At 36.2% G+C, this 21,546-nt stretch carries 19 protein-coding genes; 8 read left to right on the top strand and 11 right to left on the bottom strand.

The genetic code is table 11. The features are described from left to right. Positions 1–44 precede the first annotated feature (44 nt). Entirely contained in the window at positions 45–485 is a 441-nt protein-coding gene (locus QUH73_RS19880) for a hypothetical protein (protein ID WP_289532195.1), read from the bottom strand. A gap of 267 nt (positions 486–752) precedes the next feature. Here QUH73_RS19880 and QUH73_RS19885 point away from each other — a divergent pair, with 267 nt between their 5' ends. Further along, entirely contained in the window at positions 753–1,658 is a 906-nt protein-coding gene (locus tag QUH73_RS19885; protein WP_289532196.1) for a DMT family transporter, read from the top strand. A gap of 52 nt (positions 1,659–1,710) precedes the next feature. Here QUH73_RS19885 and QUH73_RS19890 read toward each other — a convergent pair whose 3' ends face one another. The 4 genes from QUH73_RS19890 to QUH73_RS19905 all read right to left on the bottom strand — a co-directional run bounded on the left by QUH73_RS19890 (position 1,711) and on the right by QUH73_RS19905 (position 7,910). After that, entirely contained in the window at positions 1,711–4,830 is a 3,120-nt protein-coding gene (locus QUH73_RS19890) for an ATP-binding cassette domain-containing protein (RefSeq protein ID WP_289532197.1), read from the bottom strand. Positions 4,831–4,986: 156 nt separating this feature from the next. Further along, positions 4,987–5,820, bottom strand: coding sequence for a hypothetical protein (locus QUH73_RS19895; RefSeq protein WP_289532198.1), 834 nt, complete (start codon positions 5,818–5,820; stop codon positions 4,987–4,989). A gap of 305 nt (positions 5,821–6,125) precedes the next feature. Then, complete coding sequence (locus QUH73_RS19900) at positions 6,126–6,830, bottom strand: LytR/AlgR family response regulator transcription factor (protein WP_289532199.1); 705 nt, start codon at positions 6,828–6,830, stop codon at positions 6,126–6,128. A gap of 15 nt (positions 6,831–6,845) precedes the next feature. Then, positions 6,846–7,910, bottom strand: a complete 1,065-nt coding sequence (locus tag QUH73_RS19905; protein WP_289532200.1) for a sensor histidine kinase — start codon at positions 7,908–7,910, stop codon at positions 6,846–6,848. A gap of 203 nt (positions 7,911–8,113) precedes the next feature. Here QUH73_RS19905 and QUH73_RS19910 point away from each other — a divergent pair, with 203 nt between their 5' ends. Then, a complete protein-coding gene (locus QUH73_RS19910; protein WP_289532201.1) occupies positions 8,114–8,749 on the top strand; it encodes a cysteine hydrolase family protein in 636 nt (211 codons plus the stop codon). On the opposite strand, the gene miaA is transcribed toward QUH73_RS19910, so the two are convergent. Then, a complete protein-coding gene (gene miaA / locus QUH73_RS19915) occupies positions 8,746–9,660 on the bottom strand; it encodes a tRNA (adenosine(37)-N6)-dimethylallyltransferase MiaA (protein WP_289532202.1) in 915 nt (304 codons plus the stop codon). The two genes, QUH73_RS19910 and miaA, sit on opposite strands and share 4 nt — an antisense overlap. 144 nt (positions 9,661–9,804) lie before the next feature. Between miaA and QUH73_RS19920 the strand changes: the two genes are divergently transcribed. The 3 genes from QUH73_RS19920 (at position 9,805) to smpB (ending at position 11,549) form a co-directional block, all read left to right on the top strand. Next, on the top strand, positions 9,805–10,377 hold the full coding sequence (locus QUH73_RS19920) for a Yip1 family protein (protein ID WP_289532203.1): 573 nt from the start codon (positions 9,805–9,807) through the stop codon (positions 10,375–10,377). A gap of 101 nt (positions 10,378–10,478) precedes the next feature. Then, positions 10,479–11,069 (top strand): hypothetical protein, encoded by a 591-nt coding sequence (locus QUH73_RS19925; protein ID WP_289532204.1) that lies wholly within the window; start codon positions 10,479–10,481, stop codon positions 11,067–11,069. A 33-nt stretch (positions 11,070–11,102) separates the two neighbouring features. Continuing rightward, complete coding sequence (gene smpB, locus QUH73_RS19930) at positions 11,103–11,549, top strand: SsrA-binding protein (protein WP_289532205.1); 447 nt, start codon at positions 11,103–11,105, stop codon at positions 11,547–11,549. A gap of 295 nt (positions 11,550–11,844) precedes the next feature. Here smpB and QUH73_RS19935 read toward each other — a convergent pair whose 3' ends face one another. From QUH73_RS19935 to QUH73_RS19945, 3 genes are all read right to left on the bottom strand, one after another. After that, positions 11,845–13,512 (bottom strand): nucleoside kinase, encoded by a 1,668-nt coding sequence (locus QUH73_RS19935; RefSeq protein WP_289532206.1) that lies wholly within the window; start codon positions 13,510–13,512, stop codon positions 11,845–11,847. Between the two features lie 194 nt (positions 13,513–13,706). After that, positions 13,707–16,568 (bottom strand): excinuclease ABC subunit UvrA, encoded by a 2,862-nt coding sequence (gene uvrA / locus QUH73_RS19940; RefSeq protein WP_289532207.1) that lies wholly within the window; start codon positions 16,566–16,568, stop codon positions 13,707–13,709. Between the two features lie 31 nt (positions 16,569–16,599). Next, on the bottom strand, positions 16,600–17,592 hold the full coding sequence (locus tag QUH73_RS19945; protein ID WP_289532208.1) for a lytic transglycosylase domain-containing protein: 993 nt from the start codon (positions 17,590–17,592) through the stop codon (positions 16,600–16,602). A 256-nt stretch (positions 17,593–17,848) separates the two neighbouring features. Between QUH73_RS19945 and QUH73_RS19950 the strand changes: the two genes are divergently transcribed. Together QUH73_RS19950 and QUH73_RS19955 are read left to right on the top strand one after the other, a co-directional pair. Then, the gene (locus tag QUH73_RS19950) at positions 17,849–18,595 is read left to right on the top strand and encodes a hypothetical protein (protein WP_289532209.1); all 747 of its coding nucleotides are present in this window, start codon (positions 17,849–17,851) and stop codon (positions 18,593–18,595) included. A gap of 150 nt (positions 18,596–18,745) precedes the next feature. Then, entirely contained in the window at positions 18,746–19,924 is a 1,179-nt protein-coding gene (locus tag QUH73_RS19955) for a MalY/PatB family protein (protein ID WP_289532210.1), read from the top strand. A 410-nt stretch (positions 19,925–20,334) separates the two neighbouring features. Here QUH73_RS19955 and QUH73_RS19960 read toward each other — a convergent pair whose 3' ends face one another. Together QUH73_RS19960 and QUH73_RS19965 are read right to left on the bottom strand one after the other, a co-directional pair. Then, on the bottom strand, positions 20,335–20,499 hold the full coding sequence (locus tag QUH73_RS19960) for a hypothetical protein (protein ID WP_289532211.1): 165 nt from the start codon (positions 20,497–20,499) through the stop codon (positions 20,335–20,337). A gap of 47 nt (positions 20,500–20,546) precedes the next feature. Beyond that, the gene (locus tag QUH73_RS19965; RefSeq protein WP_289532212.1) at positions 20,547–21,077 is read right to left on the bottom strand and encodes a hypothetical protein; all 531 of its coding nucleotides are present in this window, start codon (positions 21,075–21,077) and stop codon (positions 20,547–20,549) included. Between the two features lie 266 nt (positions 21,078–21,343). Here QUH73_RS19965 and QUH73_RS19970 point away from each other — a divergent pair. Beyond that, the coding region (locus tag QUH73_RS19970; RefSeq protein ID WP_289532213.1) for a hypothetical protein at positions 21,344–21,546 on the top strand (203 nt) is incomplete at its 3' end.

Genomic DNA, 21,546 nt, shown 5'->3' on the forward strand with positions numbered 1-21,546 from the left:
GAAACTATTAAGTCCGATCAATTAGGGATATTTTAATATCGAACTCAGGTAATTAAATTCTTTGTGTCCGATTTCTTCTTCCCAACCAACAACCTATCGATTAATATATGCAAACCAGAAATCTTTTTCTCCAAATTTTTCTTATGTGCATCTACACCAATGGCAACAAGTTGATTCCAAACCCTATTTGCACCGTCTACAATCTCCTTATCGGGATGATGCAAGTAAGCTTTTACCAAATATTTTAAGCCCACAAACAATCTTGCTATTTGATTATTCAGCTTTTTCATATCCAAAGTATAAGCGCCATTACGAACGCTTCCAAATGAATCTTGAAGAATCTTATTTTGAATAGTTAACTCTTCAAGATTCAGTTGCAGGCGATCATTTATTTTTGGCTTCTTCATTTTCCAGAAGTCTACTATCGCAATTGCAATCATTCCTACCTCAATTGCTTTGGCATGTGCTAATAATTGTTGATTCATCGGATTATTTTTCTGTACTAAAATAGTAAGCGATAAGATACACATATTTTACAACTAATAAATTATATCATCTTATCACTAAAACTATTTTTACACCTTATTATTAATAATAACTACTATTTATAAGATATTTTACATTGTATTAATACCGTAAATGTATCGATTTCATAATTTATATAATACAATGAACTCCGTAAATATTAAAACACACTTCTTCTCAGAGATCAACTAAAAATCCCTAAGTTTACAGAAAATTTACCGTGCCTCATGAAGAAATTCCTATTCTCGACTACCGTATTGGCCATTTTTGCGTGCTTGCTTTGGGCAACTCCATTTACAGCAATTAAAATAGGTTTAAAATATACAACTCCGCTTCAATTTGCTGGTATTCGGTTTCTCCTTTCGGGATTAATTATCCTTCCCTTCATTAAAGATTTGAAGTACAAGATTCAGGAATCGAAAAAAAGATGGCGGTTCATTCTTTGGGTAGCTTTGCTACAAACCACTTTCCTTTACGGACTATTCTATACGGGAATTAGTTTTGTTCCGGGTGCTTTGGCAGCCATGTTAATTGGTGCACAACCTTTGTTTGCTGCTGTTTTCGCCCATTTTATGCTGACTAACGACAAAATGAGCTGGAACAAAATATTTGCCATTATTTTGGGAATAACCGGCGTGTGTATTATTAGTTTGGGTAGGGCAGATTTTGTGTTAACAACAACAATTCCACTTGGTGTAGGAATTCTAATCCTTAATAACATTGTAGGAAGTACCGGCAATGTAATTGTATCGCGCGATGCAAAAGATATGCCTCCAAGGGTACTGGCTTCCTTTTCGATGATCATTGGAGGCGCCGTACTGATGTTAATTTCTATTCCGATTGAAAATCCATCGTGGACTACAATTTACCCAGGTGAATATTACTTCTCCCTGGCGTGGTTAGCTATGGTTTCGGCATTTGCCATCACCATTTGGTTTGGCCTGTTGCAACGTCCCGGTGTGAAGGTTTCCAATTTAAATACATGGAAATTTATCGTGCCAATTTTTGGCGCTTCATTAAGTTGGTTAATTCTTCCTGATGAACATCCTGATTTGCTCTCAATTATCGGGATGATTGTGATTGCCTGCAGTTTGCTTTTGGTTAATTATTTTAACCGGAGGGTTGTAAAGTAAAGCAAAACACTAACAGGTCTGATGACTCTGTCAGGTTATTGAAATCCACATACTACTTCCGTTTTTTCTCTTTATGAACCAGCTTTATTCCTTCGATGTAATTCATTACTTTTCTCAACACATCCGACCATAGGCATAGAAACAAAAAGCCGGTTCCCAGCCAAACTATAGCTAAATTGAACCAAAATGTATCGACATAAAAATTGCCGATTCGTTTTACCGGAGAATAAAAATGAGAACGTCCAAATCGAGAATCCGGATACATTAAAATAGGATCTTTCTTCTGAATCAATTGATAATCGACTTCAATCATTTTATTAATTTCCGTTTTATTCAAAACTAAATCAGCCAAACCTGTATTGTAATGTTTTTGCTTAAACTCATAAACACCATCGCGCCCTAAAGAATCGACCAAACGGGAATACTCAAAGTCCTTTTTATAACCAGACTCACTTGCCAAACCCAAATAGTAAAGCTTTACCTTATCCAAAAAACTTTTGGTTTGTTCGGCAACATTTAAATTAAAATTGTGAACATTCAACTCTTTTAACTCAGGGAAAATACTGATACCCACTTCACTTCCCAATTGATAAATTTCATTCCGAAGCATATCAAACTGAGCCTCCAGATCGTCTGTGTTTTTTTCAAACTCGATACTTCGTTCGCATTCCAACAAAACGGATTCTATTTTAGGAATCAGAAATGAACTTTTAAAAGAGGCATCACTAATTCCTTTGTCAAACTCGAAGAAGTGTTTCTCAAATTTATTGTCTTTAAACTGAGTGACTGCCAAAGCCTCATAAGCCCAGCGCGTAGTCATAAAATCGCCAACAATTGGCACGTATACCTTATCGGTAATCCCGGCATGCAAATCGTCAAATTTAATCATTGCCCCGCCCAACAAGAGCTGAGGAACCAGAATCAAAGGAATCAGTATATAAATAGTAATCACAGAATTCAATCCTGCCGAAATGTTTAATCCTATCATGTTCGAAAAACATGAAGTTGTGAACAATACCAACCAGTAGGAAAAAAGCATTCCTTCAACCTTCAATATATAGTTACCCACCAAAACGAAGGATAAAGATTGAATTGCAGAGAGAATAAATAAGAAGATAATTTTAGAGCTGAGATAACTTAGCCTGGATAAGTTTAGAAATTTCTCCCGTTGTAAAATCCTTTTGTCCCGAATAATTTCTTCGGCACTTACGGTTAATCCCAAAAACATCGAAACCACAACCGACATGAATAAGAAAACCGGGAAATTTTTATTCTCGCCAAACACATATCCTGCATCGGTGGTGTATTTTGTGAAATAACCCAATATCACTGCAAGCAATGGCGCCTCAAACAAATTAATTATCAGGTATTGTTTGTTGGTTAATTTCGAAAGAATATTTCGAATCCAAAAAATTGAAAACTGCTTTAATTTTCCTGGAATCTTAAAATCACTTTGTGGCAATTTTTTATCGGCACGCAATGGCAAATGATTGGATTCTATATTATCCTTATATTTCTGATACCACTCCACAGGAAGAATTCGTCTCTCCCGGGTTGGTTTTCCCTGATCATCAATTAATTTGGTTTCAACAATCTGCAATATCTGTTCAGGATTTACATTTCCACAAGTTACACACTCGCTCTCGGAAGCATTTACCTGCGAATTCTGAGTCTTGAAGTAAACAATTGCATCAATCGGATTGCCGTTATAAATAGGATAACCACCCCGATCAAGAATCCAAAGCTTATCGAACATCTTAAATATTCCCGACGAGGGTTGATGAATATTGGCAATCACTAATTTGCCCTTTAAAGTTTGGCTCTTTAGCAGATTCATAACCATTTCCGAATCTGTGGAAGATAAGCCGGATGTAGGTTCATCTACCAATAGAATAGCAGGCTCCCGCATCAGCTCCAAACCGATATTTATCCTTTTCCGCTGCCCGCCGCTAATAAATTTATTTAATGGGTTCCCTACTTTAAGGTCCCGCACTTCATACAGATCTAAATCCTGAAGTATCTTCAATACTTTTTTTAAGATTTGAATTTCACTGTAATCCTTAAAGCACAACTTGGCATTGTAATATAGATTTTGAAAAACACTCAATTCCTCAATCAATAAATCATCCTGCGGAACAAAACCAATCAATCCCTGAACTGCCAATTTATTTCTATGAATATCGTAATCATTAATGCGAATTTCACCATGATTTAAACTCAAATTTCCGTTCAAAACATTCAGTAATGTCGATTTACCAACACCACTTCCTCCCATTATTCCAATCAGCTGTCCGCTCTCTTCCGAAATATTAAATTTGTGTATTCCATTATTTGAGTTTCTGAACTTAAATTCAATATCCTTAGCCGAAAATATTATTTTTTGCTGCGACTCTTCTTTCAAAAACCTCCCAGCAATATCCGAGAAATAAATTGATTTAATATTGGGCCCTTTAATTATGGAACCGTTACTTAACTGGTAAGTTTTATCCGGTTTAATTTTATTTCCCTCCAGATAAAGATTTAGCTCTCCCTCGTATTTGAATACCAGCAAATTCACACTTTTCGAAAACATAACAACAATTCGTCCATACAAGTTATCGCAGAACAAATGTTTAAAATCGTTTTCAGTCTTTTTTACATCTTTCTTCATGAACCAAGACAGATTCTCGGACCACTCTGTCACCTTATTATCGATGATCAGGAATTTACTTTTGTCGTATTCATCGAGCGTATCACCCCAAACAAAAGCAAGACAATTTATAAATTCAGATCTGGGTATTTTAAAGCTTTCCGCAACAATACTGATAAACTCAAATTCATTTTCGCTGACAATCTTATCTTCATAAACAAACTCCAATAAACGCAGTAAAACAATCAAACGTTCTTCCTGAACCAATTCTGCTTTTATCTTGGTACAAACCTTGGAGGCCTCTGTTAATGAAAGAATATTGGCTTGCTGAGAATGCACACTCGCCTGATACTCCATCTCCCGACGATAGAATTCAGAATAGTTCTCAAATAATCGCAGATACTCAATCTGGAGTTCGAAATTCACATAGCGATTCAAAAAACCTTCTACAATTACTTTTCCTTCCCGCGAAACACCCTCTTCTTTGGCATTGGCAACAATGGCAAAAAGGTGCATTAGTGCATTTAAAATCGATTCCCCCATTTACTTTCTCAGAATTTATGGTTTGCCTTTACCAGACTAATTTTAAAAATACAATTTATTTCGTAAACAAAAGGACAGTTGAACCAACGATCTTTGCATAAAAAAAAACTGCCTTCCGAAACGAAAGGCAGTCACATATCTTGTTACATCTTACAATTACTGAACGATAGTATCTCTAAGTTTGGCAACGCTAGTTGTAATTTCCTTAAGCTGTTCTTCATCCATACTTCCATCAACAACCTTATCATAGCTAAGCTTTAAACCATTTAATTCTATTAATAAAGAATCAATATTAGGATCCTTAGCCTCTGGCTCCAAAACGGACAGTAATTTCTCCAAAACTTCTTTTTGATCAAAAATTACTTTTACAATTTCCGGGTTAGAATAAGTATTTTCAGAGATATGAGTTGCGATATACAATCCTTCAATAAAACTACCACTAACAACCATTAATGAAAGATTACCTTTGGCATTCTTATTTAAAAACTCATAAGTATCGTAAAACGAATTTGTAATTATTTTCACCAACTGATCTTTATCATCCAAATTCTTTTCAACCTCTTCCACAAGAGTTTCATTGTAAGCGCTGGTAATTTCCAGATTATCAATTAAAGATTTAGATGCTTTCAAAAACAACATTGTTTCCTGCTTGCGCTGATAGGTACTTGCATAACTCAAGTCCGCACTATAAACACCAAGATTCAAAGCTCTTGCTTTTTCAGTAAAATATTTATCCGCATTCTCTGATGAATTAGAAAGGCCTAATATGTAATCAGCACCAATACGATTCAACATCGAGGTCAACTCAAAAGTGGTTGGAAGAGGATAAACTACATCTTTCACCTCTTTCTCAATTGCTTTCTTTAATAAAGGCTTCACGGTCTGCCCTTCAGTATTCTTTTTACCAACTGGTTTACAGCCAACAAAGTTAAAAGCAAAGACAGCTACAACAAAAAAAGCAATATAACGGCAATTAGTCAGTTTTTTCATGGATTTTCAAGTTTTTTAAATCTAAAATTCAACTTTTTCAGGCCTAAATTTAACAAAAAGGGAGCGAATTACAAGCATGAAATCCCCAATATATTTACACTTCTTAATTCAAGCTTTCCATGCTCCAAACATAGTTGAAATTATAAGTTTAAACCTACCTCATATTCAAGAACAATACACACTTCATTTTTACTACGAATCAATCAGATACAAACACAGCTTTACACATAATCCAAAAACACATAAAAAGAGGCCCTGTTAAAAATTCCACAGGACCTCTTGAAAAACAGAACTTGATTATAATATTATGCCGGATGTATTCTTTGAAAGAAACTCTGTTTGTAATTATTACCAATTGGAATAGTACTCTTTTCCATGTGTACCATGTTTCCTTCTATCGATTTAATTTTCGACAAGGATACGATGTAAGATTTATGAATCCGGTAAAATTTATGTGATGGTAACAGACGCTCAATTCCTTTTAGTGACTGATAAGTTACAACATGTCCTTCCTTCGTAAAAATCTTAACGTAATCGCCCAAAGCTTCAACATATAAAATTGAGTCGAGACTAATATTAATGGTTTTTTTATTTGCCTTAACAAAAATAAATTCCCTTTCGTCCTTATCTGCTTCCTGTGGTTCTACACCACCTTTCACTCTTTCCTCTGCCTTTTGAACCGACTGTAAAAAACGCTCAAATGAAAAAGGCTTCTTCAGATAATCCAATACATTCAGCTCATAACTCTCCAAAGCATACTCTGTGTAAGCTGTGGTTATCACTACCATGGGTGGATTTTTATAGGTCTTCAAAAAATTAATCCCACTCAAACGAGGCATATTAATATCCAGAAAAATAAGGTCGACCTCCTGCTCCTGCAAGACTTCCATTGCCTCAATAGCATCACTGCATTTCCCTTTCAACTCAAGTCCGGGCAATTCCGAAATATATTTTTCTAAAACCCGCTGCGCTAACGGCTCATCATCAACTATTAAACATTTCAATTTCATAGGATCTAAACTTAATTAGGACAAATCAATTTGCAGGCTAATTTTAAAAAGGCTATCCTCATCCTTAATTTCCAGCCGGTGTTTTTCGGGATACAGTAACTCCAAACGACGAATTACATTTTTTATTCCAATACCGCTATTTTTTTCATTTTCTTTATTCCAGCCATGCTCCGATCGGTTCTCTATTGACAATTCAATATGGTTCTTATCTTCAAAATTAAAGAGAATATTTACAAAACCACCATTATTCTTTCCGTAAGCACCATGCTTAAATGCATTTTCGATAAGAGGCTCGAACAACAGAGGGGCAATTTTACTTCTTGCTGCGTCACCTTTCACTTCCATTTTTACAGGAATACTATCATCCAATCTAATTTTTTGTAAATCCAGATAATTCTTTATAAACTCCAGCTCTTTCTCCAGCAAAACGTAACGATCATTGCAATCATACAAAATATAACGCATCAAATCGGATAACTTTAACACTAAACTAGGCGCTTTATCCGACTTATCAAGCGTAAGAGAATAGATGTTATTTAGTGTGTTAAACAGAAAATGTGGATTTATCTGAGCCTTTAATGCCTTCAGTTCTGCTTCCAATTTTTCCTTTTCAATATCTTTTAATTGAAATGATATTTTTTGCAAAACAAACCACTCTCTCATTAAGGATAAAAAACTCGTAACCCCAATATAAATAAATGTAAAAAATGCAAAATTAAACCACACAACAAAAGTTAGTTCCTCGAAAAACTGTTCTCCCTGCACAAATTGTCCCAAAGGATAAACCAGTAAAAAGTCAATAAAAAAAGCCGCCAAAGAAATCACTCCCAACAAGGAGATAACGTATAGAAAAAACCGTTGCCTCTTAAACAGCAATGGAATCAAAATAAGCAGATTAAAGTAAACCGCCACAGCAAAACACAGATTGAACACAAATGTCATTAAAACAGGTTCTAATCTTAGTATATTTTTAAAATTACTTGCCACAAACATGGTGAATAGCCAAAACGTAAAGGCAAGTACCCAAAACAATATATGATAAGCAATCCGGCTAGGGGATATCTTTTTTATGTTAGTCATAAATATTCTCAACTATGAATTTCAAAATTAAAGTAGAAAAGAATTAATCAGAAGTGAAAATTATTCGTTGTTGCATACAATTCTCCTGTTAAAAGGTGGTAATTTTCCGATATCTTAAACCTGAAAATTATTGTTTTGGTTTTGATATTTTTTAATGCTGTTGTAATATTGTATTAAATACAAATTTAAATAAGGAATACTCTATGTTTGCAAAAGATATTTTATTTTGGAATGTTGACACTCAATTTGATTTCATGAGTGCATCAGGGAAACTATACGTTTCTGGTGCTGAGCAAATTCAACCTACTCTAAAGCAAATAACTGCTTTTGCAAAAAACAATAATATTCAGGTAGTTAATACTGCCGATTTTCACTATGCCAATTCAAAAGAATTGTCCAATAATCCTGATTTCATTACAAGTTTTCCACCACATTGTATGGCCAATACATCTGGAGCCGAATACGTGAATGAGACAATTCCAGAAACGCCATTTTCAGAAGTGTTTTGGAATATTCAGTATTCAAGGAAAGATATTTGTGATTTTATCATCAATCGAAATATTGTTATTCGAAAAGATGCTTTCGATGTATTCGAAGGAAATGAGAACACAAGTGAAGTACTGGAACTAATTGCACCTAAAAAAGTTTTTGTATATGGCGTTACAACCAATGTTTGTGTAGACTGTGCTGTTGTTGGTTTGGCTAAACGTGGCATTTCGGTTTACGTAATTGAGGACGCAACTAAAGAATTACCAAATATCCCTCTCCCCTTTTCCAAGTGGGATAAATTAAAGGTTAAAAGAATCACATTCGCAGAAATTGAGAAACACCTGAATTAAAGAGCGACAAGTTCTTTTACTTTTTGCACTTTTTCCTCTAAGGACATAAAACCATCCAGCCAATGGATATTTGAACCGCTGCGTTCCATTTTTCGAAACCAGGTCATTTGACGTTTGGCAAATTGATGAATTGCCACTTCCAGACCATTGAACATTTCATTGTAAGTTAAATCGCCAACAACATACTGAGTTAGAAATTTATACTCCAAGCCATAATATATCAGATCTTCAGCCGAAACTCCTGATTGCATCAAAGCCTGAACTTCTTCAACCATTCCTGATTTTAGCCGCTCTTTTAAACGCTGAGTAATTCTCTCCCGTCTAATTTCGCGATCGAACTTAATTCCTATCAACAAGGGATTCAATTCCGGGTAATCCATTTCGATTTCAGGATGAGAAACATAGTAGCGTTCAATTTCAATCGCACGAATAGCTCTCTTCTGGGTTTCTAAATCGGAATTATTGTGCACCTCTTTGTAAGAACGAAGAATAACACCTAATTCATCGAGCGATTTATCAAGCAATGTATCCCGAAAGTCCTGATCTTTTGGAACCGCGATTAATTTATAACCTTTTAATGCGGCCTCTAAATACATTCCGGTACCACCACAAACAACAGGCATTTTCTTTTTTGCAGTAATCTGGTCAAAGACCTTCACAAAATCCTGCTGAAATTCATACACATTGTACTTATAACCCGCATCAGCAATGTCAATCAAATGATATTGAACTGCAGTTCCATCCAAAACATATTCATCCAGATCTTTGCCCGTACCCAAATCCATTCCACGGTAAATCTGACGCGAATCGGCACTGATGATTTCGCCGTTAAATTCTTTCGCCAACTTTACAGCCAGACTTGTTTTTCCTGTTGCGGTTGCTCCAAGTACTACTAATAGGTTATTCTGCATTTTAAATATTTTTCCCAAACGAGTAAAACGATCAATTTTTGTTTATTCGGATATTGTTTATCTTACAATAAGACAATTCTGTGCATAAATCAACACAGTAAAATTACTTTAAGTTTTTTGAATTCACCAATATCTACATTCAATATGACAATTCGAAGCATTTACAAACACAGTCTGCAACTTTTCATTCGCCCCGAACAAACTTGGGAATCAATCTCAATTCAAAAAAACAGCCCAAAACAATTATTCTTGATTCTTATTTTACCCTTGCTCTTACTAATGGCCGTTTGCAATTTTTCAGGCTATCAACTATTCGAGCAGAATCCTTTGCAACACTTAAACATGTATCTATTTTCAGCAAGTGCTACATTTCTGTTTTCCATTCTGTCCATATACATTTCCACTCTTCTTGTCAGTAAATTTGCCCAATTCGAAGATAAAAAGGGAAGATTTAACCGGGCTTTCACTCTTGTTGGCTTTTCCTTTGTTCCTGGTATTTTATTCAATTCGCTGGCTTTTTTAATTCCCACAATAAATTACCTCACTATTTTAAGCCTTTTCAGTTTTTACATCCTTTACAAAGGAATATCACCCATACTTTCGATTCCTGATGATAAAAAATCGGGTTATTTTACTTTTATACTAATTGGTTTACTTTCAATATATGCTGTTTTAGGGGCATTTTTTATTGGAATAGCCAGCCTTATGGGATTTTAGTAAAATAGCTATAACAGATGCCTACAATTTTGCGAAAAAACACAGCAAATTAAAAAAGCTTGTTTAATTTTGATATCAATCAATATTAAGAAATTACAGCAATGAATTTTCGTATACAAAACATCATATACTCTTTTTCCAGATGGCTTAATCTACTTCTTGAACCAAAGAAGGAATGGAAAGCTATTGCTATGGAAACAAACAGCGTAAAATCTATTTTCATATATTTTGCATTTCCTGTAATTGCAGTATGCTCGCTTATTTCTTCCATTGGTGCTTTAATCCATATAGGAAGCTTAAGTATTGTGATTTCTCAATTTGTTGTTTCTTTTATTTCCTTAAACCTTGGATTTTTAATGGCTGGAAAAATGATTGAATTATTGGCTCCAAATTTTCAATTACAAATTAAACCCTCAACCATTTATCAGCTAATCATTTACAGCGGATCCGTGTTCTATCTATTCCACAGCTTTGCAAAATTATTTTCCCCCTACTCTTTTCTTAATCAGATATGTCTGGTTTTTGAATTGTATTTTATTCGTGTTTTATGGTTAGGAATATCCCCTCTGCTTCCTATAGCAGAAAATAAAAGACCAGGCTTTACAATTGTAGCCAGTTTGCTTATTTTAGTTCTCCCATTAATCTTTGAACGAATGTTTTCAGTTATTTTCAATCTTCCGGTTACAATTTAAATCGTAAATTTGTCGGGCAATAAAGAATTTACAATGCAGAAAATAAATATCAGAAATAAAAAAGCAAGCTTCGAATACGAATTCATCGAAACCTTTGTAGCAGGCATTCAACTATTTGGAACCGAAATTAAGTCCATACGTGCGGGGAAAGCAAACATCGGAGATTCCTTTTGCTACTTCAGTGCAAATGAACTTTACGTAAAAGAGATGCATATTTCCGAATACAAATTTGGCTCATACTATAATCACGAGGAAAAAAGAGAACGAAAACTCCTTCTTAACCGAAAAGAGTTGGATAAATTGGATCGAAAAACGAAAGAAAGCGGTTTAACCATTGTTCCTTTGAAAATCTTCCTTAACGAAAAAGGTTTTGCAAAAATGGAAATTGCACTTTGCAGAGGTAAAAAACACTACGACAAAAGAGAAAGTTTAAAACAACGCGATCACAAAATAGAGATAGATCGTATGATGAAGAGATAGTTAGCCCGAGGCATCATTTTTTATAAAAAAAAACAAAATATTTCCTTTCAAAACTCCTTCTTTTTATCCTATATTTGCACCCCGGTTCTGAAAAATCAGGCAAAAATCCGCTTTCATACTTTTCAACAGAGTATTAACAAGTTATCAACAGTGTTGATTAATTGTTAATAACTTCTGTATGCTCCTATTTTAGATCGATACAATTGTTAATAACCAGAAATCCCTGTTTTAGCTAACAAGGATATTAACAACTAAAACAGGGATGAATATGAACAGGCAAAAAGTTATTAACAAGCTAATACTCAAAAGTACTTCCACCCAAAAACTCTCTCATTAAAGATGTAGGAGGTATTTCAGCATCGCTAATTGGAAGAAAGTAACTGAAGAACTTTAACAGCCTATTTGCTTCCGAATATTCAACCTGATTTGGCTGAATTTCTTTCAATATTGGTTCTGCATATCTCTTTAAAACACCCAACTCGTACTGAAGAGCTGAATTAAACATCACATCAGCCTCTTCCTGATACGGGAAAATATTTTTATCCTCACCGCGCCTAACACTCGGCCAACGACTAATCGTATCAAAAGCACTGTAATTTCGATATTTATGATCTCTGACAATCCTTCTAATCAAACGGTTATCTGTAGACGGAATTCTATTATGACCATCAATAGAAATTGAGGTTAAGGCAGAAATATAAATTCTAAATTTTGAATCATCGGCGATAAGCGGAGTTAATTTTGGATTCAGAGCATGAATTCCTTCCACAACTAAAACCTGCTTGCCATTAATTTTCAATTTTTCTCCATCGAAATAACGAGTACCGGTTTCGAATGAAAACTTTGGTAATTCAACCTCTTTACCATTTAGAAGATCGACCAAATTCTCATTAAACAAGCGAACATCCAAAGATTCCAATGCCTCAAAATCGTACTCTCCATTTTCATCTTTAGGAGTTTTCTCCCGATTAACGAAGTAGTTATCCAAAGACAAATTTACAGGATGCAACCCAGCAACTTTAAGCTGAATGGCTAACCTTTTTCCAAAAGTTGTTTTCCCGGATGATGAAGGTCCGGAAATTAAAATGAGCTTTACATGCTTTCTTTTCTTTCTTATTTTATCTGCTATCTGAGATATTTTCTTCTCGTGCAAAGCTTCCGATATTTTTATCAGTTCTGAAATATTATTATTCTCGACATAGCCATTTAAATCACCAACATTGGCAATATTTAAAACATTTCCCCAACGCTTGTATTCACTAAATATCTTCAGCATTTTCTCCTGAGGAATAAAGGCTTCCGTTTCCAAAGGATTTCTTCGCCCAGGTGCCATAAGCAACATTCCCTGAGCAAAGGGCAATAAATCAAACACCTTTAGTTTACTTGTAGACGGAACCAAAAAACCATAAAAATAGTCAACACTCTCGCCTAAATGATAAACGGATGTGAATAGATTTCCACGAGTACGAAACAGACTGGTTTTCTCTTTCAAACCCTGAGCTTCGAATAATTCTATTGCTTTCCCGGTTTCAATTTCTTCACGAATAAAAGGGAGATCAGCCTCAACGATCTTAATCATCCTTTTCTTAATATTTTCAACATCCTCGGGCGAAAGCAGTATATTCTTATCTGTTATTCTACAATACAAGCCATTCGAGATTGAATGTTCAACCCGAAAACCTGCTTTCGGATACAAATCATGAACTGCCTTGTAAAGAAGGAAACACAATGAACGGCCGTACATTCTGAGCCCATCGGGATGCGTTCCATCAACAAAAGTCACATTTTTAGGTTTGTAAATTTCGTAGCTTAACTCTTTAAGCTTATTATTAACCATTGCTCCAAACACCTCACCATTAAGCTGTGGTTTGATATCTGCAAGTATTGTTTGAAGATCGGTGCCAATAGGATAGGATCTTTTCTCTTTTATATCATCAAAATAAATATCAATCAATTTTCCCATAGAATTTTAAATTTACAATGTGCCCGGTTATGATTATACTGTTTTTAAAGATAACAATAAGGATGGCACATTTAAAAGCTGTCGAGTTAATTTTTGTTAAGCTTCAAATGATACCAAATTAATTTCCCTTCAATTTGATGATAAACAAAAGGATCCCCATTTTGAGATCCTCTTTATCAAATTTCATTTGTAAATTATTTCATTTCATCTTTCAAAAACTGAGCGGTAAATGATTTCTTGCATGTAAGCAAATCTTCAGGCGTGCCCTCAAACAAGATTTCGCCACCATTCCGACCACCTTCAACTCCAATATCAATTACGTGATCGGCCACTTTAATTACATCCATATTGTGCTCTATCACTATAACTGTATTTCCTCTATTTACCAATCGGTTCAACACCTCAAGCAAAACTCTCACATCTTCGAAATGCAAACCTGTAGTTGGCTCATCGAGAATGTACATGGTTTGTCCGGTATCTCTTTTGGCCAACTCTGTTGCCAGTTTCACTCTTTGCGACTCACCTCCCGAAAGGGTTGTAGATGGTTGCCCGAGAGTTATATATCCCAACCCAACATCCTGAAGAACCTTCAATTTCATTTGAATAGCAGGAATGTGTTCAAAAAATTCTACCGATTGATTAATGGTCATATCCAGAACATCACCAATCGATTTTCCTTTGTAACGAACCTCCAAAGTTTCCCTGTTGTAACGCTTTCCGTTGCACTCATCGCAATGCACGTAAACATCGGGAAGAAAATTCATTTCGATAGACCGAACTCCAGCCCCTTGACAAGTTTCGCATCGGCCGCCTTTCACATTGAAAGAGAATCGTCCGGCCTTGTATCCACGAATCTGCGACTCCGGCAATTTCTCGTATAATTTTCTGATATCACCAAATAAATTGGTGTATGTAGCCGGATTGGATCTTGGTGTGCGACCCAAGGGCGACTGATTTACTTCAACCACCTTATCGATATTCTTTATCCCGCTAATTTTTTCGTACGGCAAGGGATCAGCAACCGACCGATAAAAATGTTGCGATAAAATTGGCTGCAATGTTCCATTTATCAAGCTTGACTTGCCACTTCCCGAGACACCGGTAACACAAATAAATTTACCCAAAGGCAAAGTTATATTTACATTTTTAAGGTTATTACCCGTACAACCTTTCAGGCTTATTGTTTTTCCGTTCCCTTCCCGTCTGCTTTCAGGAATCACAATTTTCTTGACCCCATTTAAGTAGTGGGCCGTTAAACTATCACCTTTTAGGATATCAGCAGGTGTTCCGGCAACCACCACCTCTCCGCCATGCTTTCCGGCAAATGGACCCATGTCAACCACATAATCGGCTGACAGAATCATATCCTTATCGTGTTCAACAACAATTACCGAATTCCCCGAATCACGCAATTGCTGCAGGGAATAGATTAATCGCTGATTGTCTCTTTGATGTAAACCAATACTTGGCTCATCGAGAATATAGAGCACATTAACCAGCTGAGAACCTATTTGGGTAGCAAGTCGAATACGTTGCGATTCTCCTCCAGAAAGAGTTACAGAACTTCTGTTGAGAGACAAATATTCCAAACCAACATCAAGCAGGAAACCTAAGCGTGACCGGATTTCCTTCAATATCTCCTGTGCTATTTTTTGTTGTTTTTCATTTAAGTGCTGTTCCAAATCCTGAAACCATTCACTCAACAAACCCAGATCCATCGTTGATACATCCGAGATATTTTTATCGTGGATTTTAAAATGAAGAGATTCTCTTTTTAGACGATTGCCATTACAGGATTCGCAAACTTTTGTGATGATAAATTGCTCGGCCCATTTTTTAGCTTTTTTCGATGTTACATTGCTTTCCTGATTTGAAATGTACTTAATCACTCCATCGAAACTAAGAAAGTAATTGGAAGATGCGCCCAATGGTGTATTTTCCAGTTTGAATGTTTCGCTGGAACCGTCCAAAATAATGCTTAGCGCCTCATCGGGTATTTCTTTTATGGGCGTATCCATCACAAAATGATACTTTCGGCCAATCGCCTCGAGCTGCCAAAATATTAATGAATTTTTATATTTTCCCAAAGGAACAATTCCACCTTCACGAATACTCAAATTCGCATCAGGAATAATTTTATCCATATCGATGGCATTTACCCGCCCCAAACCTTTACACTTGGGACAAGCTCCATGCGGAGAATTGAATGAAAAACTATGCGGTGCCGGAGTATTGTAGGAAATACCGGTAGTTGGACACATCAGCAAGCGACTGTAAAACCTTACTTCATCAGTATCCTTATCCAGAATCATGGTAATTCCCTTTCCATGTTTCATTGCGGTTTGCACAGATTCCTTCAGTCGCTTATCTCCAACTTCCTCAACCACCAACTTATCAATCAGAACTTCAATGTCATGATTTTTGTATCGATCTACCTTATAGCCATGATACAGCTCAACAATTTCGCCATCAACACGCGCATAGAGAAATCCTTTACTCCTGATCTGCTCAAACAACTCTTTATAATGACCTTTACGGCCTTTTACAATTGGAGCCAAAATCAGTATTCTTTTATCGCTGAATTTTTCATGAATTAAATCGATAATCTGCTCATCGGTATACTTCACCATTTCCTCGCCCGTTTCGTAAGAATAGGCTATACCTGCTCTTGCATAAAGAAGTCGAAGAAAATCGTACAGTTCGGTAATGGTTCCGACAGTGGAACGAGGATTTTTATTGGTCGTTTTTTGCTCAATGGAAATCACCGGGCTCAAGCCAGTAATTTTATCTACATCCGGACGCTCCATTCCACCCAAAAACTGTCTGGCATAAGCCGAAAAAGTTTCTATGTATCTCCTCTGACCTTCGGCATATATTGTATCGAAAGCCAAAGAGGATTTTCCACTTCCACTTAAGCCTGTAATTACCGAAAGTTGATTCCTTGGGATGCTTACATCTATATTTTTGAGGTTGTGAACACGAGCACCAAAAACTTCAATACTTTCAGTTTCCAGGCGCTCTTCCCCATTTCTATTCTTGCTATCTTTACTACTCAATTTACAATCTCCTTTTACACCCTTCAATTTGCTACTTTACCGCAACAGAATCTGAAGGGCTTTTATATTCAGAAAATGCAAAATTAATATATCCTTTGGCAGGAAGAGTAATTTCGTACTCTTTTTTAGATAAATTTGTTAGGTAAGCTTTTCGAAGCCAAGGGTTAAAATGCTTTAGTATCTTATAATTAACACCGTTTTCCTTTGCAAAGACAGCAAAATCATCAACATTTCCCGAAACTTTCACTTTATGAGTTGGGATATTTGGATACAAATCGGACGCCCTGTATCTAAATCCAAATTCATCAGAATTCTCCATTATTCTTTTAATTGCCATAATTCGAAACACATATCTACCTGTTTCTTCACCAAGAAGTAAATCAAAATAATCCCCCGCATCCTGCAATTGCAATTGCTTATCGATAAACCTTCTGCCCGCATTGTAAGATGCTGCAACCAAACTCCAGGTTCCATACTTCTCATACGACTTCTTCAGATACTTACAGGCCGCGATGGTTGATTTTTCAACATTGTATCTCTCATCCACCTCTGTTTCAACCTCCAAACCATAATCTTTAGCTGTTCCCTTCATAAATTGCCACATCCCTACAGCACCTACCGGTGATTCTGCAGTAGGAACCAATCCACTTTCGATCAATGCCAAATATTTAAAATCATCGGGTACTCCCTGCTCTTTCAGAATGGGTTCGATGATGGGAAAATAACGATTCGCTCTTTTAATAAAGAGAAGCGTCTGCGATTGCCAGTAGGTATTTACCAACAATTCTCTATCGAAAGATTCTTTCACATCCCACCTTTCCAATGGTACATTTTCACCGGCAAAAGTCATTTTATCGGGCGTTTTTAAAGCGTACACATTGTATTTACTCATGTATTCGCTTCCAATATGCTCTGTTGCCGGATCATCAATCTTCGAATAATTAAACAATTGAGCCGCCATGTAGATCCCTCCCAGAAGAACGATAATAATGCAAGTATTTTTTAATGAAATATATGTTGTCATGCCTGATCTTTTATTGGTTACCAAAAGTATAAGATTCTACTGTATTTCAATCAGAAATGTTCCGAAAAAACACCTGTTTATATCATCAAAAACACACCATTGATCAAGAATGATTCTAAATAATTTAAATCAACTATTTATTCATTTTTTTCAGATAAAAATGCAACAAATTCATTTCGAATCCGTTATATATCAGATAAGCTATTGCATCACAACACGTAAGGCTATTACGAACCTTTTTCCAAAATTAAATAGAATGAAAAACTACCTTTTTATTCTCTCTTCCTTTTTGGCCGGCATATTCTTTGTTGCATGTGATGGTGAAACTACGATCGATTTTCCTACTGATATCATTCAGGACTCCAGAGTTTCTGACTCAACTTTTCAAATTCTTTTAGACGATGCCAAACTTCTTTGTTTAAACCTGTACTTAAATGAAGAAACCCGGGAATTAAACAATATCGAGATCGATGAATCCCATGTAGCACCAGTCATATCAGCTCTTCAAATGGTATTTTTGGATTCTTTACTGCAATCGACTCATGAAATCAGAGAATATCAGATTCATGCTCTTTGCCCCGTTCAGCTGCACGAAGGCATACTAAGCTCCGACACTATAAATACTCATATCAATTCGTGGTACCGCAATGGCTATTCGGGGCACAAACAACTGGATGATTACATCTACGAATACAACATCAGTCTTGATTCCCTTGGAAACAATCTATACAAATATCGATCAGAAACCGGGATTAATCATTTGGCATTGGCCTCTGAACTGAAGAAAATCCCTTTCATTCTTACTGCGAAATCAACTTTGTGCATAGGCGATGGATCTCAAATTGAAATTATAGATTACACTTCCGATTTCATTCACCTGATTTACAGCTATGGCTGGGGCGATTGTCCTGTCGGATGCTCTAAGAGGCATTATTGGGAAATTGGTGTGTACGGATCAGGTATTGTTGTGTTACTTGCAGAATCAGGCAATAAGTTACCGTAAAAAATACTCCGACCACACTTTTACATTTATCCAAAAGAAAACAATACCCGGAATGATTTCTTTATCATCAAAAATTTTTCTCCTTACTCCTGAAAGTCTTTTTTTAGTTGAGCCTTTTATCTAAATTCACTCTTCTTAAAAAAAGAAAATATGCGTTACAATTTTGATGAAATTATTGATAGAAAAAATACGGACTGCATAAAGTACGATAAACTTGATGCATTCTTTGGGAAAAAAGATCTTCTTCCCCTATGGGTAGCCGATATGGATTTTAGAGTGCCTCCATGCATTTCCGATGCCATCCTTAAAAGAGCAAATCATGAGATTTACGGCTACTCGTTTCGCAGCGACGATTGTATTGGAAGTATTCAAACATGGCTTCAAACCAGACACAACTGGTCTGTTCGTAAAAAATGGATATCAACAAGTCCGGGTGTGGTTACCGGTTTGTCGCTTTTACTGATAAGCTTGACCAATGAAGGTGATAAAATAGCTGTTCAACCTCCGGTTTATCACCCTTTCTATCATGTTGTAAATGACACCAAACGAGAGCTGGTTTACAATCCTTTGATAAGAACAGAGACAGGTTACGAAATGGATTTTAATCAGCTGGAGGAATTGGCGAAACAGGGATTAAAAGCATTGATCCTCTGTAATCCGCACAATCCTGTTGGCAGAGTGTGGACCAAAAAGGAATTGCTTCAACTTGGTGATCTTGCCAAAACCTATGATTTCTTTATTATTTCTGATGAAATTCATCAGGATTTAATTTTTGAAGGATACAAACACATTCCGCTGGCTTCGCTGTCCAAGGATTTAAATCAAAGAACAATTACCTGTATTGCGCCTTCGAAAACTTTTAATGTTGCAGGTCTGGCAAGTTCTGTAATTATTATTGCAAATCCTGAATTTCGAAAAAAATACAAGAAAATGGTATCGGCCTTGCATTTGGATTTGGGAAATTTATTTGGTCACGTTGCCATGCAGGCGGGTTACGAGGAAGGAGCCGAATGGCTGGATCAGCTAATGGTCTACTTAAAAGGCAATGTTGATTTTCTAAGAAAGTATCTGCAGGAACATATTCCTGAAATAAAATTGGTTGAACCCGGGGCAACTTATTTGCTTTGGCTGGATTACCGGTCGCTGGGAATTTCGACCAAAGATCTGCAGGATTTATTAATTAACAAAGCAGGATTGGCAGTGAACGACGGCACTAAATTTGGCCCCGAAGGAGAAGGATATCTGCGCATAAATATTGGTTGTCCCCGATCTATAGTAGAGGAAGCTCTGAATAAAATAAAGTTGACTGTAAACCAATTAAAAAAATAATTCTTGTTTAAGGGTTACCTTTTACCAAAAAACGGAATAAAGAGGTGAGATTAAGTTACTACCACAATGTCTTACAAAATTAAACGACGATCAATTGTTGGTTTTTGCGCAAAACCTCAATCTGTTTTTTACACACAAACCCCCGATCAACTGCTATCGGGGGTTTATTTTTGCAAAAAAACATGCTTTGTTGGTCATCCACATCCTTCCTTCGCAGTATATCGCTTCTCTGTGTTAAAAAAGTTCGTTCTGCGGGTAAATCATTCCATTCTGCAGAGTTTTGGCCAGTTCTGCGGATAAATCGACCTGTTCTGTGGTAAAATATGCAGTTCTGCAGGCAAAGCGTGCTTCCTGCGGTACTTTACCCCTTCCTGCGGAGTAATCACCTAGCCTGCGCGGGGGTTTCAGAGCTATTCGCTTACTTCTGTTTCCTTTTCTTTTTGCTTTCGCAGATTACGAAAATAGGCGCTGCTGTATTTTTCCATTTTTTCCTCATCTTTCCAGAAAACATATTTTCCGTACATACAAATTTCATCAACAGACTCTTTCACATAAGTATAGGCTCTGTCGCGCATTTCCTTTGCCGGCTTATCATTTTCCTCACGAATCCCATTTGCTTTGGCTAGCAGATTCCCAAAACACCCGCATACTCAGCCGCCAAATCGAGTTTGCTCATGTCTTTATTTATTGCCACTAACTGATCGGGATTCGCTTTTCCCAATGCATGCATATCACTTAAATCCTGAATCATATCGGCATTGCCATTTCCCTCGGCAATTTTATCCACCAGCATTTTTAATTCCCTATCGTTTCGGTAAGCAAAACGAAAATCGTGCAAAAGCTCACGATGCAAAACACTGGCTTTTTCCGATATTCCGTTCCATTCCTTTGCTGCCTCACTTTTACTATTCGATACCGCCAGCCACTCCGACTGAGCGTACTGCATAGCACCTACCCGAACCGGCAAACTATCAATATACTCGGCCTGCAGGCCTTTTGCTACCAATAATTCTTTATCGCCAAGAGCATAATAACTTAAGTTTAAAGCCTCTTGTGCATAAATATCAACCGGCATTCCCGGTACACTCACCTTTTCGGCTAAAATTGCAGTTAATTGATCCAGTACTGCTTGGTAATCCTCTTTCTGTGCCATTTCTCTTGGGTTTTTGGGGTTAGCGCGACTAACCTGATTAACATTAATTTGATTTTTAAGCGATTTAAATTAAACATATTTTTAAATAATTCAAAACAATAAAATTAATTATCTATTTCCCAACAATTTAACACATACTACTCTTCAACAAATACCGAAGTTTCAGACTTATGATTCTCAGAACATGTTTAACAACATTCGTTATTAAGGTTACCTTTTGGCTAAGCAAGGAATAAAAGGGTATTTAAACCAAATCACATAGTATTATGAAATTAATTTTTAAAAAAGCTAAAACAAGAATTTTACGTGCAGTGTTCCTATCTTTCCTACTGATTTACGGGTGCGGTAAAGAGGAAGATGTTATTGTACAGCCCAATGCAAAAATACAAAATCATGAATTTTTCAAACATCAAAAAACCGGTGGCGATGAATTTAAGACTTATATTCTTGAATGCTTGGCACAAGCGGA

This window comes from Labilibaculum sp. K2S (genome assembly GCF_030372765.1).
Classification (GTDB): domain Bacteria; phylum Bacteroidota; class Bacteroidia; order Bacteroidales; family Marinifilaceae; genus Labilibaculum.

Bases quoted from the DNA above. Each gene is read 5' to 3' on its own strand.
- smpB (WP_289532205.1), top strand. From the start codon at position 11,103: ATGCAGAAAATAAATATCAGAAATAAAAAAGCAAGCTTCGAATACGAA.
- QUH73_RS19910 (WP_289532201.1), top strand. From the start codon at position 8,114: ATGTTTGCAAAAGATATTTTATTTTGGAATGTTGACACTCAATTTGAT.
- QUH73_RS19960 (WP_289532211.1), bottom strand. From the start codon at position 20,499: ATGCGCGACAGAGCCTATACTTATGTGAAAGAGTCTGTTGATGAAATT.
- QUH73_RS19955 (WP_289532210.1), top strand. From the start codon at position 18,746: ATGCGTTACAATTTTGATGAAATTATTGATAGAAAAAATACGGACTGC.
- QUH73_RS19925 (WP_289532204.1), top strand. From the start codon at position 10,479: ATGAATTTTCGTATACAAAACATCATATACTCTTTTTCCAGATGGCTT.
- QUH73_RS19950 (WP_289532209.1), top strand. From the start codon at position 17,849: ATGAAAAACTACCTTTTTATTCTCTCTTCCTTTTTGGCCGGCATATTC.
- QUH73_RS19890 (WP_289532197.1), bottom strand. From the start codon at position 4,830: ATGGGGGAATCGATTTTAAATGCACTAATGCACCTTTTTGCCATTGTT.
- QUH73_RS19885 (WP_289532196.1), top strand. From the start codon at position 753: ATGAAGAAATTCCTATTCTCGACTACCGTATTGGCCATTTTTGCGTGC.
- QUH73_RS19935 (WP_289532206.1), bottom strand. From the start codon at position 13,512: ATGGGAAAATTGATTGATATTTATTTTGATGATATAAAAGAGAAAAGA.
- QUH73_RS19905 (WP_289532200.1), bottom strand. From the start codon at position 7,910: ATGACTAACATAAAAAAGATATCCCCTAGCCGGATTGCTTATCATATA.
- miaA (WP_289532202.1), bottom strand. From the start codon at position 9,660: ATGCAGAATAACCTATTAGTAGTACTTGGAGCAACCGCAACAGGAAAA.
- QUH73_RS19895 (WP_289532198.1), bottom strand. From the start codon at position 5,820: ATGAAAAAACTGACTAATTGCCGTTATATTGCTTTTTTTGTTGTAGCT.
- QUH73_RS19945 (WP_289532208.1), bottom strand. From the start codon at position 17,592: ATGACAACATATATTTCATTAAAAAATACTTGCATTATTATCGTTCTT.
- QUH73_RS19965 (WP_289532212.1), bottom strand. From the start codon at position 21,077: ATGGCACAGAAAGAGGATTACCAAGCAGTACTGGATCAATTAACTGCA.
- QUH73_RS19880 (WP_289532195.1), bottom strand. From the start codon at position 485: ATGAATCAACAATTATTAGCACATGCCAAAGCAATTGAGGTAGGAATG.
- QUH73_RS19920 (WP_289532203.1), top strand. From the start codon at position 9,805: ATGACAATTCGAAGCATTTACAAACACAGTCTGCAACTTTTCATTCGC.
- QUH73_RS19900 (WP_289532199.1), bottom strand. From the start codon at position 6,830: ATGAAATTGAAATGTTTAATAGTTGATGATGAGCCGTTAGCGCAGCGG.